The 16,755-nt window shown below is 36.2% G+C and carries 15 protein-coding genes, 14 tRNA genes and 1 rRNA gene; all 30 read left to right on the plus strand.

The window, feature by feature from the left end; genetic code table 11:
• Positions 1 to 135 precede the first annotated feature (135 nt).
• The 30 genes from rrf (at position 136) to HCB45_RS09195 (ending at position 16,755) form a co-directional block, all read left to right on the plus strand.
• Positions 136 to 251, plus strand: a 5S ribosomal RNA gene (gene rrf, locus HCB45_RS09050).
• A 10-nt stretch (positions 252 to 261) separates the two neighbouring features.
• Positions 262 to 337 (plus strand) — tRNA-Asn (locus HCB45_RS09055).
• Positions 338 to 343: 6 nt separating this feature from the next.
• Positions 344 to 432, plus strand: a tRNA-Ser gene (locus tag HCB45_RS09060).
• Positions 433 to 468: 36 nt separating this feature from the next.
• Positions 469 to 540: transfer RNA gene (locus tag HCB45_RS09065), tRNA-Glu, on the plus strand.
• 56 nt (positions 541 to 596) lie between these two features.
• Positions 597 to 672: transfer RNA gene (locus HCB45_RS09070), tRNA-Val, on the plus strand.
• 21 nt (positions 673 to 693) lie between these two features.
• Positions 694 to 767 (plus strand) — tRNA-Met (locus HCB45_RS09075).
• A gap of 6 nt (positions 768 to 773) precedes the next feature.
• Positions 774 to 849 (plus strand) — tRNA-Asp (locus HCB45_RS09080).
• 4 nt (positions 850 to 853) lie between these two features.
• Positions 854 to 926 (plus strand) — tRNA-Phe (locus HCB45_RS09085).
• 21 nt (positions 927 to 947) lie between these two features.
• Positions 948 to 1,031: transfer RNA gene (locus tag HCB45_RS09090), tRNA-Tyr, on the plus strand.
• A gap of 7 nt (positions 1,032 to 1,038) precedes the next feature.
• Positions 1,039 to 1,112, plus strand: a tRNA-Trp gene (locus tag HCB45_RS09095).
• 14 nt (positions 1,113 to 1,126) lie between these two features.
• Positions 1,127 to 1,199 (plus strand) — tRNA-His (locus tag HCB45_RS09100).
• A 31-nt stretch (positions 1,200 to 1,230) separates the two neighbouring features.
• Positions 1,231 to 1,302: transfer RNA gene (locus tag HCB45_RS09105), tRNA-Gln, on the plus strand.
• Between the two features lie 5 nt (positions 1,303 to 1,307).
• A tRNA-Gly gene (locus HCB45_RS09110) sits at positions 1,308 to 1,379 on the plus strand.
• Positions 1,380 to 1,399: 20 nt separating this feature from the next.
• A tRNA-Cys gene (locus HCB45_RS09115) sits at positions 1,400 to 1,473 on the plus strand.
• A gap of 45 nt (positions 1,474 to 1,518) precedes the next feature.
• Positions 1,519 to 1,602: transfer RNA gene (locus HCB45_RS09120), tRNA-Leu, on the plus strand.
• Positions 1,603 to 1,728: 126 nt separating this feature from the next.
• Positions 1,729 to 1,986, plus strand: a complete 258-nt coding sequence (locus HCB45_RS09125; RefSeq protein ID WP_246414945.1) for a hypothetical protein — start codon at positions 1,729 to 1,731, stop codon at positions 1,984 to 1,986.
• Positions 1,987 to 2,005: 19 nt separating this feature from the next.
• Positions 2,006 to 2,476, plus strand: a complete 471-nt coding sequence (locus HCB45_RS09130; RefSeq protein WP_185319444.1) for a macro domain-containing protein — start codon at positions 2,006 to 2,008, stop codon at positions 2,474 to 2,476.
• Positions 2,477 to 2,772: 296 nt separating this feature from the next.
• Positions 2,773 to 3,243 (plus strand): Rrf2 family transcriptional regulator, encoded by a 471-nt coding sequence (locus HCB45_RS09135; protein WP_185619629.1) that lies wholly within the window; start codon positions 2,773 to 2,775, stop codon positions 3,241 to 3,243.
• 33 nt (positions 3,244 to 3,276) lie between these two features.
• Positions 3,277 to 6,060: a YhgE/Pip domain-containing protein gene (locus HCB45_RS09140; protein ID WP_185619631.1), complete on the plus strand. Its 2,784-nt coding sequence runs from the start codon at positions 3,277 to 3,279 to the stop codon at positions 6,058 to 6,060.
• A gap of 154 nt (positions 6,061 to 6,214) precedes the next feature.
• On the plus strand, positions 6,215 to 7,516 hold the full coding sequence (locus tag HCB45_RS09145; protein ID WP_185319442.1) for a PTS sugar transporter subunit IIC: 1,302 nt from the start codon (positions 6,215 to 6,217) through the stop codon (positions 7,514 to 7,516).
• Between the two features lie 18 nt (positions 7,517 to 7,534).
• Positions 7,535 to 7,891 carry a PTS sugar transporter subunit IIB gene (locus tag HCB45_RS09150; RefSeq protein ID WP_185619634.1) on the plus strand — a complete coding sequence of 119 codons (357 nt, stop codon included), beginning with the start codon at positions 7,535 to 7,537 and terminating at the stop codon, positions 7,889 to 7,891.
• Positions 7,891 to 8,205: a PTS sugar transporter subunit IIA gene (locus HCB45_RS09155; protein WP_003763713.1), complete on the plus strand. Its 315-nt coding sequence runs from the start codon at positions 7,891 to 7,893 to the stop codon at positions 8,203 to 8,205. Before HCB45_RS09150 ends, HCB45_RS09155 begins: the two co-directional genes overlap by 1 nt.
• 13 nt (positions 8,206 to 8,218) lie before the next feature.
• Positions 8,219 to 8,965 (plus strand): carbohydrate deacetylase, encoded by a 747-nt coding sequence (locus HCB45_RS09160; RefSeq protein WP_185319440.1) that lies wholly within the window; start codon positions 8,219 to 8,221, stop codon positions 8,963 to 8,965.
• A gap of 15 nt (positions 8,966 to 8,980) precedes the next feature.
• Positions 8,981 to 10,897: a BglG family transcription antiterminator gene (locus HCB45_RS09165; protein WP_185619636.1), complete on the plus strand. Its 1,917-nt coding sequence runs from the start codon at positions 8,981 to 8,983 to the stop codon at positions 10,895 to 10,897.
• A gap of 20 nt (positions 10,898 to 10,917) precedes the next feature.
• Positions 10,918 to 12,225: a 6-phospho-alpha-glucosidase gene (locus tag HCB45_RS09170; protein WP_185619637.1), complete on the plus strand. Its 1,308-nt coding sequence runs from the start codon at positions 10,918 to 10,920 to the stop codon at positions 12,223 to 12,225.
• Positions 12,226 to 12,346: 121 nt separating this feature from the next.
• Positions 12,347 to 13,192, plus strand: a complete 846-nt coding sequence (locus HCB45_RS09175) for a Cof-type HAD-IIB family hydrolase (RefSeq protein WP_185619639.1) — start codon at positions 12,347 to 12,349, stop codon at positions 13,190 to 13,192.
• Positions 13,193 to 13,237: 45 nt separating this feature from the next.
• The gene (locus HCB45_RS09180) at positions 13,238 to 13,969 is read left to right on the plus strand and encodes a glucosamine-6-phosphate deaminase (protein WP_185319436.1); all 732 of its coding nucleotides are present in this window, start codon (positions 13,238 to 13,240) and stop codon (positions 13,967 to 13,969) included.
• A gap of 13 nt (positions 13,970 to 13,982) precedes the next feature.
• Positions 13,983 to 14,513 (plus strand): HdeD family acid-resistance protein, encoded by a 531-nt coding sequence (locus tag HCB45_RS09185; protein WP_185619641.1) that lies wholly within the window; start codon positions 13,983 to 13,985, stop codon positions 14,511 to 14,513.
• A 189-nt stretch (positions 14,514 to 14,702) separates the two neighbouring features.
• Positions 14,703 to 15,314 carry a hypothetical protein gene (locus HCB45_RS09190; protein WP_185319434.1) on the plus strand — a complete coding sequence of 204 codons (612 nt, stop codon included), beginning with the start codon at positions 14,703 to 14,705 and terminating at the stop codon, positions 15,312 to 15,314.
• 199 nt (positions 15,315 to 15,513) lie between these two features.
• Positions 15,514 to 16,755 (plus strand): MDR family MFS transporter, encoded by a 1,242-nt coding sequence (locus HCB45_RS09195; protein ID WP_185619643.1) that lies wholly within the window; start codon positions 15,514 to 15,516, stop codon positions 16,753 to 16,755.

Here is a 16,755-nt window from a genome sequence, read left to right on the forward strand (position 1 = left end):
GTGGAAGTGTAGCGATACATGGAGCGGACAAATACTAATCGATCGAGGACTTAACCAAAAAATGAAACGAAGTTACCTAACTGAAAACTTTCTTCTCTAGTTTTGAGAGAGCAATCTTTCAACAACTTAATATTGTCTGGTAGTTATGGCGAGAAGGTCACACCCGTTCCCATCCCGAACACGGTAGTTAAGCTTCTCTGCGCCAATGGTAGTTGGGGGCTTCCCCCTGCGAGAGTAGGTCGCTGCCGGGCAATGTATTATTCCACAGTAGCTCAGTTGGTAGAGCAATCGGCTGTTAACCGATCGGTCGCAGGTTCGAGTCCTGCCTGTGGAGCCATTTTCTGGAGAGCTGTCCGAGTGGCCGAAGGAGCACGGTTGGAAACCGTGTAGGCGGTGTAAGCTGTCTCAAGGGTTCGAATCCCTTGCTCTCCGTTTACACGTAATAATAAAGTAACATTTTCTTACTGAGGCCCGTTGGTCAAGCGGTTAAGACACCGCCCTTTCACGGCGGTAACACGGGTTCGATTCCCGTACGGGTCATTTTTTACTAATCTATTAGAGACAATTTCATGTTTTTAGAGTAGAATAGTAATTATGGAGGTTTAGCTCAGCTGGGAGAGCATCTGCCTTACAAGCAGAGGGTCAGCGGTTCGATCCCGTTAACCTCCACCATTAGTTTTATAATAATATTGTCGCGGGGTGGAGCAGTCTGGTAGCTCGTCGGGCTCATAACCCGAAGGTCGTAGGTTCAAATCCTGCCCCCGCAATAGAGTGGTTCCGTGGTGTAGGGGTTAACATGCCTGCCTGTCACGCAGGAGATCGCGGGTTCAAATCCCGTCGGGACCGCCATTATGGCTTGGTAGCTCAGTTGGTAGAGCACTTGATTGAAGCTCAAGGTGTCGGCAGTTCGATTCTGTCCCAAGCCACTTTTTTTCTTTTATTAATATGGAGGGGTAGCGAAGTGGCTAAACGCGGCGGACTGTAAATCCGCTCCTTCGGGTTCGGTGGTTCGAATCCACTCCCCTCCACCATTATTATAGGGGCATAGTTTAAAGGTAGAACTGAGGTCTCCAAAACCTCCAGTGTGGGTTCGATTCCTACTGCCCCTGCCATATATAAAATAATGGCGGATGTGGCGAAGTGGTTAACGCACCTGATTGTGGTTCAGGCATTCGTGGGTTCGATTCCCATCATCCGCCCTTTTTGTTTTTATAAAACTATTATAATTGTTGGGCCATAGCCAAGCGGTAAGGCAACGGACTTTGACTCCGTCATGCGTTGGTTCGAATCCAGCTGGCCCAGTTAATGCGGAAGTAGTTCAGCGGTAGAACATCACCTTGCCAAGGTGGGGGTCGCGGGTTCGAACCCCGTCTTCCGCTTTTTTAGTTGAATATTGTGCGGCGCCATAGCCAAGTGGTAAGGCAGAGGTCTGCAAAACCTTTATCACCGGTTCAAATCCGGTTGGCGCCTCCATTTGCATAATTAATGTTTTAAAGTTATAATTTAATATATTGTTACGCCGGCGTGGCGGAATTGGCAGACGCGCTGGACTCAAAATCCTGTGCCCGCAAGGGCGTGCCGGTTCGACCCCGGCCGCCGGTATACTATAATACCAACGTTTCTAACGATTCGTTGGTATTTTTTTATTGTAAAGGTGGAATCTGCTTGAAAGTTATGTTATAAATAGAGACGGAAAAGGCCAATTTAGTAGAAGAGGTGTATAATTAAATGTTTTCAAAAATAAATTACAAAAATGGAAATATTACTTTTCTTGATCAAAGTGGTCTTTTGAAAGAGGATATTTTACAAGTTCAATATCCTAATGATTTACTGTTAGATGTTGGCTTTTATGGGGAGCAATATAAAATTTTTGTAATAAAAAATTTGAATTGGGAAGAACCGGTGGTAGTTTATGCATTAACGGATTTTAATGACATGTTATACTACTTACAAAAAATAATTAATGATATAACTATGTTTAAATAAATTTACAGAGGTGGAGAAAATGACAGAAATTATTTATTTAAAAGGCGACGCTACAAATCCGATGGCAAAAGGAAATAAAATTATCGCACATATTTGTAATGATGTTGGTGGTTGGGGAAAAGGTTTTGTTTTAGCTATTTCTAGAAAGTGGAAAGAGCCAGAAAAAGCGTATAGAAAATGGTATAAGGGCAAAAATAATTTTAAATTGGGAGAAATTCAACTGGTTCCAGTGTTGGATTATATTAGTGTTTGTAACATGGTTGGACAGAAAGGAACAAAAACAGGATCAAAAGGGGCTCCCATTCGATATGAAGCAGTAGAAAGCTGTTTAAAAAAATTGTCTAAAATTGCGCAAGAGCAGCAAGCGAGTATTCATATGCCTAGAATTGGGTGTGGATTGGCTGGCGGAAAATGGGAAATTATTGAACCTATTATTAGAAAAACACTTACGGATAAAGGTATAGAAGTATATATTTATGATTTTGATTAAGAAAGCAAAATATTTCGATGAAAGCATTATCGGTGGATGGTCTTTAAAGAATATCCACTGATAGTGCTTCTTTTGTTAGTTTATAGTAACCAATGGATAAATGAAATACATTAATATGCCTGTAAAATAGCAAATTTGTTGGAATGCTAATTTCATAAAAACGCATTCATTAAATTTTTTTCCATTTTTAGTAAAAAAGGCTTGCACTTTAAAAAAAATGGGTGTATTGTATATAGATGTTGAATGTCCATTAAGGATATTGAAAGGTAATAATGGGAAGAGGGAGGATTTTTATTATGAAGTTGAGCAAAAGTATGGATCAGGTTTTTTGTATTATGACGATGTTGTACACCCAGAAGGTAGATGTTCCCATTTCTTCCGTAACTATTCATCACCGTTTGCGTGATTCGTCGCCGTCTTATATTAGTAAAATTTTGAGGAAGCTAGTCGTTAGCGGGCTGATTAATTCAGTGTCGGGTAATAACGGTGGTTTCACGCTTGCTAAAGACCCTGAAGAAATTAATTTGCTGGACATTGTAGAAGCAGTGGAGGGGAAAATTGATACATACCCAGATTCCGACTTAATCCACACTGTTTTCTCTGACTATCATGAATTTGCAGAGTCCGGAATACACACCATTACAAGTGCTTTTAGAAACGCTGATAAAGAATACGCTAATTATTTATTCTCGCAAAAATTATCTGTTTTAGTAGAGCAAGTTATTGGGAAAGAACGAACCACTATCATAGATTGGAACGAAGCGTAATAAATCTTTAAAAGAAAGAAGTGCGGTAATAAAATGGATATGGTAAAAAATGAGTGGAAAAAATTATTTAAAAACAAAATACTACTTTTATCATTTGTAGTTATTCTGTTTATTCCACTTTTATATGCAAGCTTTTTCTTAAAATCCGTCTGGGATCCGTATGGCAAAACAGGGGATTTACCAGTAGCGGTAGTTAACAATGACAAACCGGTTGATTATAACGGTCAAACAATGGATGTTGGTGATCAGTTAGTAACCAAACTGAAAAGTAACAAAGAACTCGATTGGAATTTCCTCTCCAAAGAAGACGCGGAACAAGGTTTAAAAGATGGCAAATATTATATGGTTGTCACAATTCCAAAAGACTTCTCTAAAAATGCAGCATCCGTTTTAGATAAAGATCCGAAAAAAATGGAATTAACCTATAAAACAAACGGCTCGCTTAACTATTTAGGACAAGTTGTGAGTGAACAAGGAGCCAAACAACTGAAAAGCGAGGTTTCCGCTGAGGTAACAAAATCATACGCGGAAGCAATTTTCGATAAAATTAAAGAGTCTGGTGATGGGTTCGCTCAAGCCGCTGATGGCTCTGGAAAAATTAAAGACGGTCTCGTGAAATCACAAGAAGGTAATAAAACAATTTCTACTAATTTAAAAACGCTCGCAGATAGCTCTTTAACGTTCAAAGATGGCGCTAATACGTTAGAAGTTGGTTTAAAAACTTACACAGATGGCGTGAACACTGCGGCTGCTGGTGGCGATAAACTAAATGCTGGTGTTTCAACGCTTGCTGCTGGTGTAGGGCCACTTAAAGACGGTGTGGCTGCACTTGACGGTGGAGCAACGAAATTATCAAATGGAGTTTCGACATACACATCAGGAGTAGATACACTTTCTGGTGGAATTAACCAAGCATACAATGGTTCTACTGCCCTTTCTGCTGGTTTAAACAAAATGAATGGCAGCGTACCAGCTCTTGCATCTGGAGTAACACAATTAAACGACGGTCAAAAAAGTCTGGCAACTGGCTTAAATTCACTAGTTGATGGCAGTAATAAACTTTCAGCAGGTTTAAAAGAACTAGATGGTAATTTAACTAATAGCCAAGGTAAAATAGCTAAATTAAAACAAGGTATGAATGATTTACAACAAGGTATCGACCAATTAAATCAAAATGTAAACGGTGAAGATGCAGCACTCGCTAAACAACTACAAGCACTTCAAAAAAGCTTAACTGATTTACAAAATGGTTTAACTTTTATTAAATCCAATGCGAACTTCGATGCCGAAGCAATTAAAGCAAAAATTAATGCAACAAACGGTGTGAGCGCAGAAGATAAACAAAAAATTATTGATGCAATTCAAGCTGATTTAGATAAAGAATCACAAAAATCTGCCACTCAAGTAGCGACTGTAGAAAAACTACAAAGTGGATTATCAGCGCTTGATTTAGCAGCTTTAGAGTCACAAGTAACTGAATTGCAAACTGGTGTAGCGAAAATTTCAGCTGGTTATAAAGCGGTTTATGGTGGAACTACAGAAGCATTTAATGGTATCCATCAAGCAATCAATGGTTCGGGCAGTCAAACTTTACTCGGTGGTGCGAACCAATTAACAGCTGGACTAAAATCAGCACAAGCCGGCAATGCCAAATTAGTTGCAGGAACAAATGAACTTAACAACCAAATTCCAACTTTAACTTCAGGCGTAGGACAACTTGCTGCCGGTAGTTCAAATATGGAAAACGGCTTAAGTCAGTTAAATGATGGAAGTAATAAACTTGCAAGCAATTCAGACGCATTACGTTCAGGCGCAACAGAACTACAAGGCGGAACAAACCAATTAGCTGCAAAAGTTCCAACACTTGCTGGAGGCGTAAATCAACTACAAGCTGGTTCAAGCCAATTAGCAGGTGGTCTAAATCAATTATCCGCTAATTCACCAAAACTAGTTTCAGGTGTAGGACAATTAGCAGATGGCTCAACGAAAATTGCCGATGGTTCTTCCAAACTAGCGAACGGTTCCTTCCAATTGGGTGATGGACTTACTAAATTAACAGATGGTAGCACAGAATTAACAGACAAACTTGCAGACGGTGCACAGCAAGTGAAAGATACAAAAGCAACTGACAAAACATTCAACATGATTGCTGCTCCAACAAAACTCGCACATAATGAATATACGCACGTAAGTAACTACGGACATGCATTAGCACCATATGTATTGTCACTTGCTTTATACGTTGGTGCACTTGTATTTAACTTCATTATGCCAATTAGACGTGTTTCTATGGAAGGTCAACCAGCTTACAAATGGTGGTTAAGTAAACTATCACTTGGCTTTGTCGCAGCAGTTGCGATGGCTCTTCTAGAAGGCGGCATCATGATAGCGTTAGGATTAAGACCAGATAATATCGTTGAGTTCTTTGGAACAGCGATTATTACAGCTCTTGCTTACATGTTCTTAATTATGCTACTTGCAATGACATTTGATAATCCAGGTCGATTTATCGCGATGGTATTACTCATTGTTCAATTAGCGGGTTCAGGCGGAACATTCCCAATGCCACTTACTGGATGGTTCTTCAATTTAATCCATCCATTCTTACCAATGACTTATTCAATTTATGCCTTTAGAGAGTCACTGGCAGCAGGTATGGGACCAAATGTATATAGTATGTCGATGCTCGTTCTTACAATTATTATGATTGCATGTATCGGTTTACTTTACCTATCAATGAGTCATTTGAAAAAACGCCATGATGCACATGAATCAGCACTTGATGATAATCAAAAATTAATGGCATTAGAAAACTAAAATAGCGAAATCCCTATAAAGTAGCAATTACTTTATAGGGATTTTTTTGTATTAAAAAGGATTTCCTATGCTTAGGAAATAAGATTAATTGTGAGGTGTTTTTGTATGCGCTATCATGAACGTATAACAGCTTAGTGAAAGGAAATGAAAATTAATGAAAGCATTAGAACGATTTCTGTCAAAATGGCTATTACCATTTGCAAAAGTATTAGAAAGTAACACCCAGATGAAGGCAATACGTCAAGGAATGATGGCACTTGTTCCAATAACTTTAGTTGGTGCAGTCCCGGTATTGTTCCAGCAATTAGGAGGAATCCCAAAACTACCTAGTTGGATTGCTGCTGTTGCTGAATATATCAATAACATTACCTCCCCGATTCATTTTGCTACCTTTGGATTAATGTCTGTATATGTAGCGATTTTCGTAGCATATTATTATGCAAAAGAGCGTAATTTGTGGGATATTGGGGCAATTGTAACAGCTTTAATGAGTTTTGTTGTAGTAGCAGTAAGACCACTTGAAGCTGGAGGAAGTGATGTAACTTATCTTGCCGGCGAAGGTATTTTTGTAGCTTTAGTGATTAGTTTGTTATCTGTAGAAATCCTACACATTTTTAAAAATAAATTGAAATTCACAATTAATTTAGGTCAAGGTGTGCCAACGCCGATTTTACGTTCTTTTGAAAACTTATGGCCGATTTTATTCTCGGTTTTAATCGTGGCAATTTTAAGCTTTGGTGTTGAATCACTTAGCGGTATTCGAGTTGTTGAGCTTATTCAAACATTATTCTCACCACTGACTTCGCTTGTAAACACGCTACCTGGAATTATGTTGATTATCTTTATCCAGCAATTATTATGGTGGTTTGGTATTCACGGATATTCTGTTATGGCGCCGGTTTGGTTAAGTGTAGCTTTCCAGAACGTAGACGCCAATGCAGCAGCACTTGCAAAAGGTGAACCACTTTCTTCCATGCTTATTTTCACTCCAGACTTTATGTGGAGTATCGTTGGGGTAACAGGAGCAGGAGTAACAGGCGCGCTCGTTGTTATTATGATGTTCTCTAAATCTAAACGTTATAAGACGCTAGGTAGATTGGCATTAATTCCAACATTTTTCAGTATTAATGAACCTGTAATGTTTGGTGTTCCTATTGTTTTAAACCCGAGATTCTTTATTCCAATGATGGTTGCGCCACAAATTGCAGCTTTAATTGGATGGTTCTCAATCAAGCTAGGTCTTATGAATCCATTTACGATGGTTTCTCCATATGTACCAGTTCCAATCGGGGCCATTGTTGCATCTTTTGACTGGAGATATATTATTGTACTTGGTCTTATCTTGGTTTGTTCAGCACTTATTTACTATCCATTCTTTAAAATTGCTGAAAAAGAAGCACTTGTACAAGAAACTAGTGGGAACCAAGAAGCTAGTCTAGACGATTTTGATTTTTAGTAGGAAAGGACGATAGACATGAAAATTATGTTAGTATGTTTTGGCGGATTATCCACCTCTATTTTAGTAAAAAAGATGGAAGAGGCTATTGCAGCGTCAGAAAAGTTTAAGAATAAAGGAATTACAATTGAAGCCTGGGGGAAAGATGAATATTCTGACCACCTAGATAACGTGTCTATTGTTTTACTCGGGCCGCAATTATCAATGGCATATGAACAAGTAATAGAAGCTACAACAGAACGCGGGTTAAAAGTTCCTGTAGAAGTAATTGATAAAGAAGATTATGGCAATATGAATGCAGTACCAATTCTTATTGCTGCGTTTAAAAAAATTAAAGAAGCTGGAACGAATACACTTACGACGGAGGGAAACTAATGGAAGGCACTGAATTACAATCTTTTAAAATAATATCAAGTGCAGGAGATGCGTCTTCCTTGTTTTTAAAAGCCGTCCAACACGCTGAAAAAAGTGAATTTGCAGAAGCAGAAGCATGTATCGAGCAAGCAAATCAATCTTTAAGAGAAGCCCATCATGTTCAAACGTCTTTGATTCAAGAAGAGGCAAACGGTAGCTCTAAAGAACTTTCTTTACTGCTAATTCACGCACAAGATCATCTAATGAATGCTTTTGTATACTCTGACTTAGTTAAATCCGTGCTTAATCTGTATAAGCGTTTAGATGAAAAGTAAGGAGAGAAAAGCTATGAAACTAATTATCAACGCAGATGACTTTGGGTTCACAAGAGCTATCAATTATGGAATTATTGATGCACATAATTTAGGTGTATTAACTTCTACAACGTTAATGGTTACTATGCCAGCTTTTGAACATGCGGTAGAGTTATCTAAAAAAACACCAACGCTCGGAATTGGCTTGCATCTTAATTTGACACTTGGTAAACCGCTAACAAATGGAGCAACTTTAGTGAATGAAGACGGCGAATTAATAAAGCCTAAATTTATTACTCCTGAATATCCGTACAACGAAGAAGAGGTTTACCAAGAGTTTAAAGCACAATATTATCGTTTTACTGAGTTTATGAAGAAAAAGCCAAGCCACTTGGATAGCCATTTATTTTCAACAGATATTTATCCAGCCGTTACTAATGCCGCGAAAAGGCTAGCAGAAGAAATTGGGATACCACTTAGAAATCATGATACAAAAGGTTTTGAGCATGTCGAGTTTATGTGGGAAAAGCCGCTTGAAATCCCGTATGGTGAATATGATAACTTAGACTATATTTATGACAATGCAGCTTCTATTTTGTGTTATGATTATGTTGAAATCATGACACATCCTGGTTACCTAGATACTTTTATTCTGGAAAATTCAACATTCTCTACGCCACGCGCGAATGAATTAGAAAGTTTAATTTCACCGAGAATGCGCCAGTTTTTAAATGAAAATAATGTAGAATTAATTTCCTATCATGATATTCCAAAAAAATGAAATAGGTGATTAAAAATGCTTAATCAACGTCAAAAGAATATTTTAAGCACGCTGTATAATGAAAATAATTGGTTGCTTGGAAAAAAATTAGCGGATTTATTTCAAATAAGCGATCGGACAATTAGAAACGATATACGTGTTATTAAAGAAAATATAGGAGAGGACTTTATCTTTACTTCTAAAAAGTTAGGATATGCCTATAATATGGAGAAACCTTTTCCGGTTGACGTTGAGGAAGAAACTGGGTTTGAACAAAACCGGATGGCGCAATTAATTAAGAAATTACTTGTAGATGATGGAGTAGATATATACGAATATGCAACCGAAACATTCACATCAGAATCTACCATCCAACGTGATATTCAGTGGTTGCGGGGCTACTTTGAACAATTATTAGGTTTAGATGTAGTCATTCATTCTAGTGATGGTATTTACGCTATAAGTGCCACACCAACTACGAAAATGGAATTATTAAACCGCATCGCAAAGCTAGATGAGTCATTAAAAACAATCTTAATTACCAATTGTTTTCTAGAAATTAATAATGAAAAAGTTCGTCAAATAGTATTAGAAATGATTAATAAACATAAGGTTGTTTTAAAGTATTTTGATGAAACCATCTTATTAACGCAAATAATTTATAGTAGTAGTTTCTTAAAAAAACATCCAGACCAATCAACTGTTACAGAAATCGATAACCCGTTTTTAAGAGAGCTCTTTGATGCGTTAGAGCAGGAAGCGGGTTATGGGATTTCTGCTGAAATGAAACAATTTATTTTGACTGAATATGAAAAAATTGTTGCGATGAATAATTTTGAAAATCAAGTGACTACTAAAAAGGTCTTAGAAGGCGAACTTTACCAAGAAATTTTACTCATTCTTGAAGAAATTAAGCATGTTTATCTCATAGATTTTACAACTGATTTAGAAGTAACTAGCGATATGACAAAACATATTTTTATCGCACTTGAGAGGGCTAAAAGAGGTATTGTCATTAAAAATCAAGTGACACATATCATCACGCAGCAGTACAGTTACTTACTAGATATTGCCATTTTCATCGGAGAAAAGTTATTAGAACGTCTAGGAGTAATTCTCAATCAAGAAGAAATTATTCTACTCGTAATGTATTTATACCAATACTACCGAAAAATAGAAGCTAAACATCAACTTAACCAAGTGGTACGGATTGCACTCATTGTTCTAGAAGGTAAAGCTGCGATGTATTACTTACGAGAGCAATTGGCAGAAGTACTAAGACCCGTAAACGTAGAAGTTATAGAGATTACCGATAATACACAGTGTCAATTACTACTTTCAGAAAATGTAGATGTTGATTTGTGTATTTCTACTAAAAAAATTGATTTGCCTGTGGAAGTCCCGTGTATTGTCTTATCAAACAATATTGGTTTAATTGAAGAAGTAACAATAAAAAAACAGCTTTCGGCAACGATAGAAGCTAATAAAATGAAAAAATTTGCTTATATTAAAGAAAAATATTTACATGAAGATTTATTTTTGACCAATTATGAATATGACCAGAAATATAATGCAATTGATTTTTTAAGTGAATATTGTATAAGTAAAGGATATGTACCGACTGGTTTTACGGAAAAATTATTTAGCAGGGAACAGTTATTTTCAACAGCTATACCAACAGGGATTGCTTTACCTCATCCAATTAAAAATGTTGCGATTAAAAGTGGTATTTTTATTTGTATTATGAAAAAGCCAATTATTTGGGATAGTCACAAGGTTAGTCTAATTATGATTCCAATGATTGAAGAATTAGATGGAACGGAAGCGCCATTAATTAATGATTTTTTATCGTTAATAGCTTCTAATAAATCGTATGTAGAACAAATAAGCAAATGTAGCACTTATCGTGAATGCGTGGAGTTATTACAAACTATTTATAACAATAATGAGTAAGTTTTTAAGGAGTGAAAGGCATGCAAAAACAAATTATTACTATCGCCGGTGGTGGAAGTACTTACACGCCAGGAATTATTCAAGCAGTGCTTAACGGACAAGAAAGACTTCCAGTAAGTGAAATTCGTTTATACGATATTGAAGCATCCAGAAATGAAAACATGTTTTTAATTCTGCAATATATGCTAGAGCAACAAGGCTTTTCAAGTATTAAGCTAGTTCAGACAACCAACCCAGAAGAAGCCTTTACTGGCGCTAACTTTATCTTTTCACAAATTCGTGTTGGTGGACTTAAAATGCGTGAAAAAGACGAGAAAATCCCACTTAAACATGGCTTAGTCGGACAAGAAACATGTGGACTTGGCGGATTTTCATATGGACTTCGCAGCATTGGCCCACTTTTAGAATTAGTTGGCTTTATTCAAAAATACGCTCCAGAAGCTTGGATTTTAAATTATACGAATCCGGAAACAATTATTTCTGAAGCAGTACGTAGACAATTTCCAGGTATTCGAATGATTAATGTTTGTGATATGACAATTGGTATTGAAGATACACTAGCAAAAAATTATGGATATGACCGCGATAACTGGGTTGCTACTTACTATGGCTTGAATCACTTTGGTTGGTATACCAAAATTTATGATAAATCATTGAAACGTGATATTATGCCAGAGCTTTTAGAGAAATTAAAAGTTCAAGAAATCAAAGAAGAAGACCCAAGTTGGAACCGCGCATTTAATATGATTCGCTTTATGGTGCAAAACTTCCCAGATAACTTACCAAATAATTATTTAGAATATTATTTGTATCCGGATATGTATGTAGATTATGCAGATCCAAATTATACGCGTGCTAATACAGTAATGGACGGCCGCGAGCAAAAAACTCAAGAAATGGCTGACAAAATCCGTAATAAAGAAAAAGAAGATGTGCTTGATTTCTACTTTGGCGTGCATGGTTTATATATTGTTGATATTGCTACATCCTTATTAAATGATGAGAAAAGTCGCTTTATGTTAATAGTTGAAAATAAAGGCTCTATTCCTAACTTACGCAGTGATGCGGTGGTTGAAGTACCAGCTTATGTTGGGGCGACCGGTGTAGAAGCTATTGCTTTGCCAGAGATTGGAGATTTCCATAAAGGCTTAATGGAAGCACAAGTTGCAGCAGAAAAATTACTCGTAGATGCCTACTTTGAAAATTCTTATCAAAAAGCATTACAAGCATTTACACTTAATCAATCAGTTCCGAATGCAACGGTTGCTAAAAAAGTGTTGGATGAAATGATTAGTGAAAATAAAGCATTTTGGCCAGTGTTAAAATAAAATAAAAAACATCGAATGGTAACAGTTATTACTATTCGATGTTTTTTTGTTATATAATTGAACGTCTTCCTATGAAAGAAATGCTATAATTAGACTATTAACAGACGAAAAGAGGTATTACATGACGAAAAAGATAGTATTTGTAGACGTAGATGGCACACTAGTGAGTGATGATGGGCTTGTACCAGAATCGGCAAGGGAGGCCATAATAAAAGCAAGAAGTAATGGGCATCAAGTTTATTTATGTACTGGTCGGTCCAAACCAGAGCTTTATGAGTCCATTTTATCCATTGGTTTTGATGGAATTATTGGGGCTGGTGGGGGTTATATCGAAGTAGACAATGAAACTATTTATCATAAAAAAGTAGCGGATGCAGATGTTGTTCATATGGTTGATTTTTTCCGCGAAAAGAATTTAGATTTTTATTTGGAATCAAACGGTGGCTTGTTTGCTAGTGAAAACTTAGAAGCCCACTTAGATAGTTTAGTTTACGGCGATGTGGAAAATGATCCAATAGCACGTGAGAAAAAAGTTAATAACCCACATCCGTTTATGGAAAGTTTAACTTACGGTGAAACGAACCTTTACCGCTCAGATGTTAATAAAGCATGTTTTTTAGAAAACAAAGATGTACCATTTGAAGAAATTAAAAAAGAATTTAGTGGTAAATTTGAAGTATTGCATTGTACGGTTCCTATTTTTGGAGAAGACAGTGGGGAATTGATGGTTCCGGATATTCATAAAGCAACAGCAATTGAGTTTCTGTTAGCGCATATTGGTGCGGACAAAAGAGATACCATTGCGATTGGTGATGGTATGAATGACGCAGAAATGCTTGCGTATTGTGAAACTGGCATTGCAATGGGAAATGCTAAAGAAGAGTTGAAAAAACTTGCTGATGAAGTTACTAAATCGGTTGATGAAGATGGATTATATGCAAGCTTCGAAAAACATAACTTGATTTAGAAAATATTGTTTGGGTAATGAGTAGTATATGGAGGAGGAATTTTGATGAAATTAATTAAAACAAAAACATATGAAGAAATGTCACGAGAAGCTCTTGAAGTAGTGAAACAAATAATTACAGAAAATGATAATCCAGTTATCAATACAACAACAGGAGCGAGTTTTGATGGGATGTTTGCAGGACTTGTTAAAGGAATTAACGCTGGTGAAATCCCAATTGAAAAGGTATTTTTAATGAACCTTGATGAATATGTGGCTAAAAGAGAGGCATCTTTTACTGTCTATACATATATGCATCAAAAATTTTATGATTTAATCACCAAAATGCCAAAAAGAGTAGAATTGTTAGATGGAAGCTTAGATGATTTTACGGATGAAATTGCCCGTTACAAGGAAGTTTTGAAAGAAAATGAACGTGATTTACAGATTTTAGGACTCGGAGTAAATGGTCATCTTGGTGCGAATGAACCAGGTACCCCATTTGATGCTCGCTTATTTTTAGCAGATAGCGATGAATCTACCATTAAAAGTACCATCATGTATAACAATCTAAAAGAAGAAGAAGCGCCATCCCAAATGCTTACACTGGGGCTTGCGGATATGATGGATGCAAAACAAATCTTAGTAACAGCTTCAGGTGAACGTAAAGCCGAGGCGGTTAAAGGGTTGTTAGAAGGACCTATTAGCGTAGATTGCCCGGCTTCTATTTTGCGAAATCATCCAAATGTTGTCTTTATTATAGATGAGGCAGCTGGATCTTTACTTACTAACCATTAAAAGGAGTGGAATGATGAGAAAGTTATATACTTATTTTGTGTTAATCCTTGGTATAGCTATGGTTGGACTTGGTATTTATTTAATGTTTAATCCGAGTACTTCTCTTCAAGCGCTAACTATTTTTATCGGTATTATTTTAGTGCTAAATGGTATTAATGAAGTTATTTCTTATTTTGGAGAACGTAAATATTGGAGTATTTCTAAATGGATTATGTTGGATGGGATATTATCTATCTTGGTAGGTGGTTTTGCCATTTTTGAATCAAATATGGCAGAACGCATTTTTATTATCATTTTTGCAATTTGGATATTAGCTTCAGCGATTTTACGAATTTTAACGGCTTTCGCTGTAAAAGGTTTCCCGGGCTGGACTTTACTACTCATCATGGGGATTTTAGGAATCATCATTGCAGTTATTTCGCTATTTACGAATACATTAGTAGCGATTGCTATTGGAATTATCTTAGGATTGTTTTTTGTTTTTCAAGGTTTTACTTGTTTATCCCTTTGGTGGGTTATTAGAAAGGGAGAACATCAGAATTAATGTTATTTTTTTATCTAGTTTTATCTTAAAACGTTAAAAATATAACGTTTTAAAAAGAAATATATTAATTTTGTCACAAAATAGACAAAAGAAGCGAGAAGATGGTTCTTTAGGAACTTACCTCTCGCTCTTTTTTTATTATGATTAAAGAAGTTGCAGTTTCGCAATGATTTTGAGGAGGCAGGATAAATGATGGGAATGTTTACTATGGAGTTAATTTTTACTTTAACTAGTAATCCGAAGTTTCAAGAGGTAGCCGAATTGGTTTATTGGAATAAGGATGATATTATTTATTGTCCTGAAAATAGTGAATTTGTTTACGCGATTGATGAAGGAAGCGTAACACAATATGCAGAAAAAAATAGTTCCTGGGGAAAAGGAAGTATTCTTGGTTTTATTCGAGAAAAGACAAAAATTCACCCTTTAAGTAAAACCGTTGCATGGAAAATTCCTTTAACATATGTTGCTGATATAGTGAAAAACATGGATAAAGTAAAGCTGGAAGATTTAACTGCAATAGAAATGAACTTTTTAAAACGAGAAACAAAGGATTGTATCCAATGGTTTATTAATAAAATGCCTGATAAACTTCATACTACTTCTTGGAAAATAGCACAAGGGTACTTTCGTCAAGAGATTATGGAAAAACTCCCCCAAGAGTCCTATTTAGCTCAATTAAATGAATTGAAAGAACGACACATTCTCTATGAATTAGGTTATTATTTTGAAATAAATGTATCCCAATTTCACTCTTATTTAAGAGATTTAGAATATGATTTATTATTAGAAAAAAATAATTAAGATATTTCTAACATTTTCACAGACAAATGATGCAATTCATAGTACACTTAGAATAACCATGATAGGGAATTATTGCCAGTCCCTTATTAGCCACCAGCATAATTTGCTAGGTGGTTTTTTGATGAAATTTTTCTTTTCGAAAGCGCTTGGTTGTGATAACCTAAAAAAGGTTAGTTTTTAAGAAGGGAAAGTGTAAAAAATGACAAAATGGTTACCAAAGGATTTATGGATTGTTATTATTGGAATGGTGTTACTATATACAGGGCTATCATTTATTTGGCCTTTTAATATGATATACATGACGCAAGAATTGGGTATGTCAACCACGGATGCTTCATTAGTATTGTTGATTAATTCAGGTGTAGGAATTATTTCTAGTATTATTGGTGGCCTTATTTTTGACCGTTTTTCAGGGTTTATTTCACTTACAATTGGTACGATAATATTAGTGCTCTCAACAGCGTCATTATGTTTCTTCCATGGATTTCCGTTCTTTATTTGGAATTTATGGGCAGTTGGTATTGCAATGGGAATGGTGTTTTCAGGGCTTTACGCGGCGGCAGGATTAACGCATCCAACTGGCGGTAGAACAGGATTTAATGCGATTTACGTAGCTCAAAATATCGGTGTTGCAGTAGGTCCGCTTCTTGCAGGTCTATTAGCAAAACAAGGAATGAGCCACGTATATATTGGTTCTTTTGTATTTGCAATTATATTTGCTGGCTATTTTTTCTTTTTCTTCCATAAAATAGACTGGAAATCAGAAAAAGTGAATGTAGAAACAAAGCATCGTAAAAAAGGAGCAAAACGAGAATTTCCAACGAAGCTCGCATTATGTTCTTTTGTGCTACTATTACTGACATACCTACTTTGCCAATTACCGCACGTACAGTGGCAGTCCAATCTTTCTACTTATATGACGGAAATAAAAGGTGTGACATCTAGTGAATACGGTAATTTATGGAGTTTAAACGGCGCTCTTATTGTACTTGGGCAATTAATTTTAATTCCAGTTGTTAATAGATTTAAAAAATACTTACTGGCGCAAATTTATATCGGTATTTTCTTATTTATTTTATCTTTTGTTGTCGCAATGAATGCAAGCGTATATAGCGGCTTTGTGTTAGGGATGATTTTCTTAACACTCGGCGAAATGTTTGCTTGGCCAGCGATTCCAACCATTGCTTATCAACTTGCACCAAAAGGAGCGGCAGGTTTATATCAAGGCTTAGTGAACGGAATGGCTACAGCTGCTCGCATGCTCGCGCCATTTTTAGGAGCAATTGTAGTTCAAAATTTAGGCGGCATCAAAGCTTTATTTATTGGCGCATTTATTTTACTCGGATGTGCACTAGTTAGCATTACATTACAACAAATTTTACAGAAAAAGGACCAACAAGAAAAAGCAGTCTTGAAAATTTCCATCAATCAGGGGGAATAG

Source organism: Listeria farberi, from assembly GCF_014229245.1.
Classification (GTDB): Bacteria; Bacillota; Bacilli; order Lactobacillales; family Listeriaceae; genus Listeria; species Listeria farberi.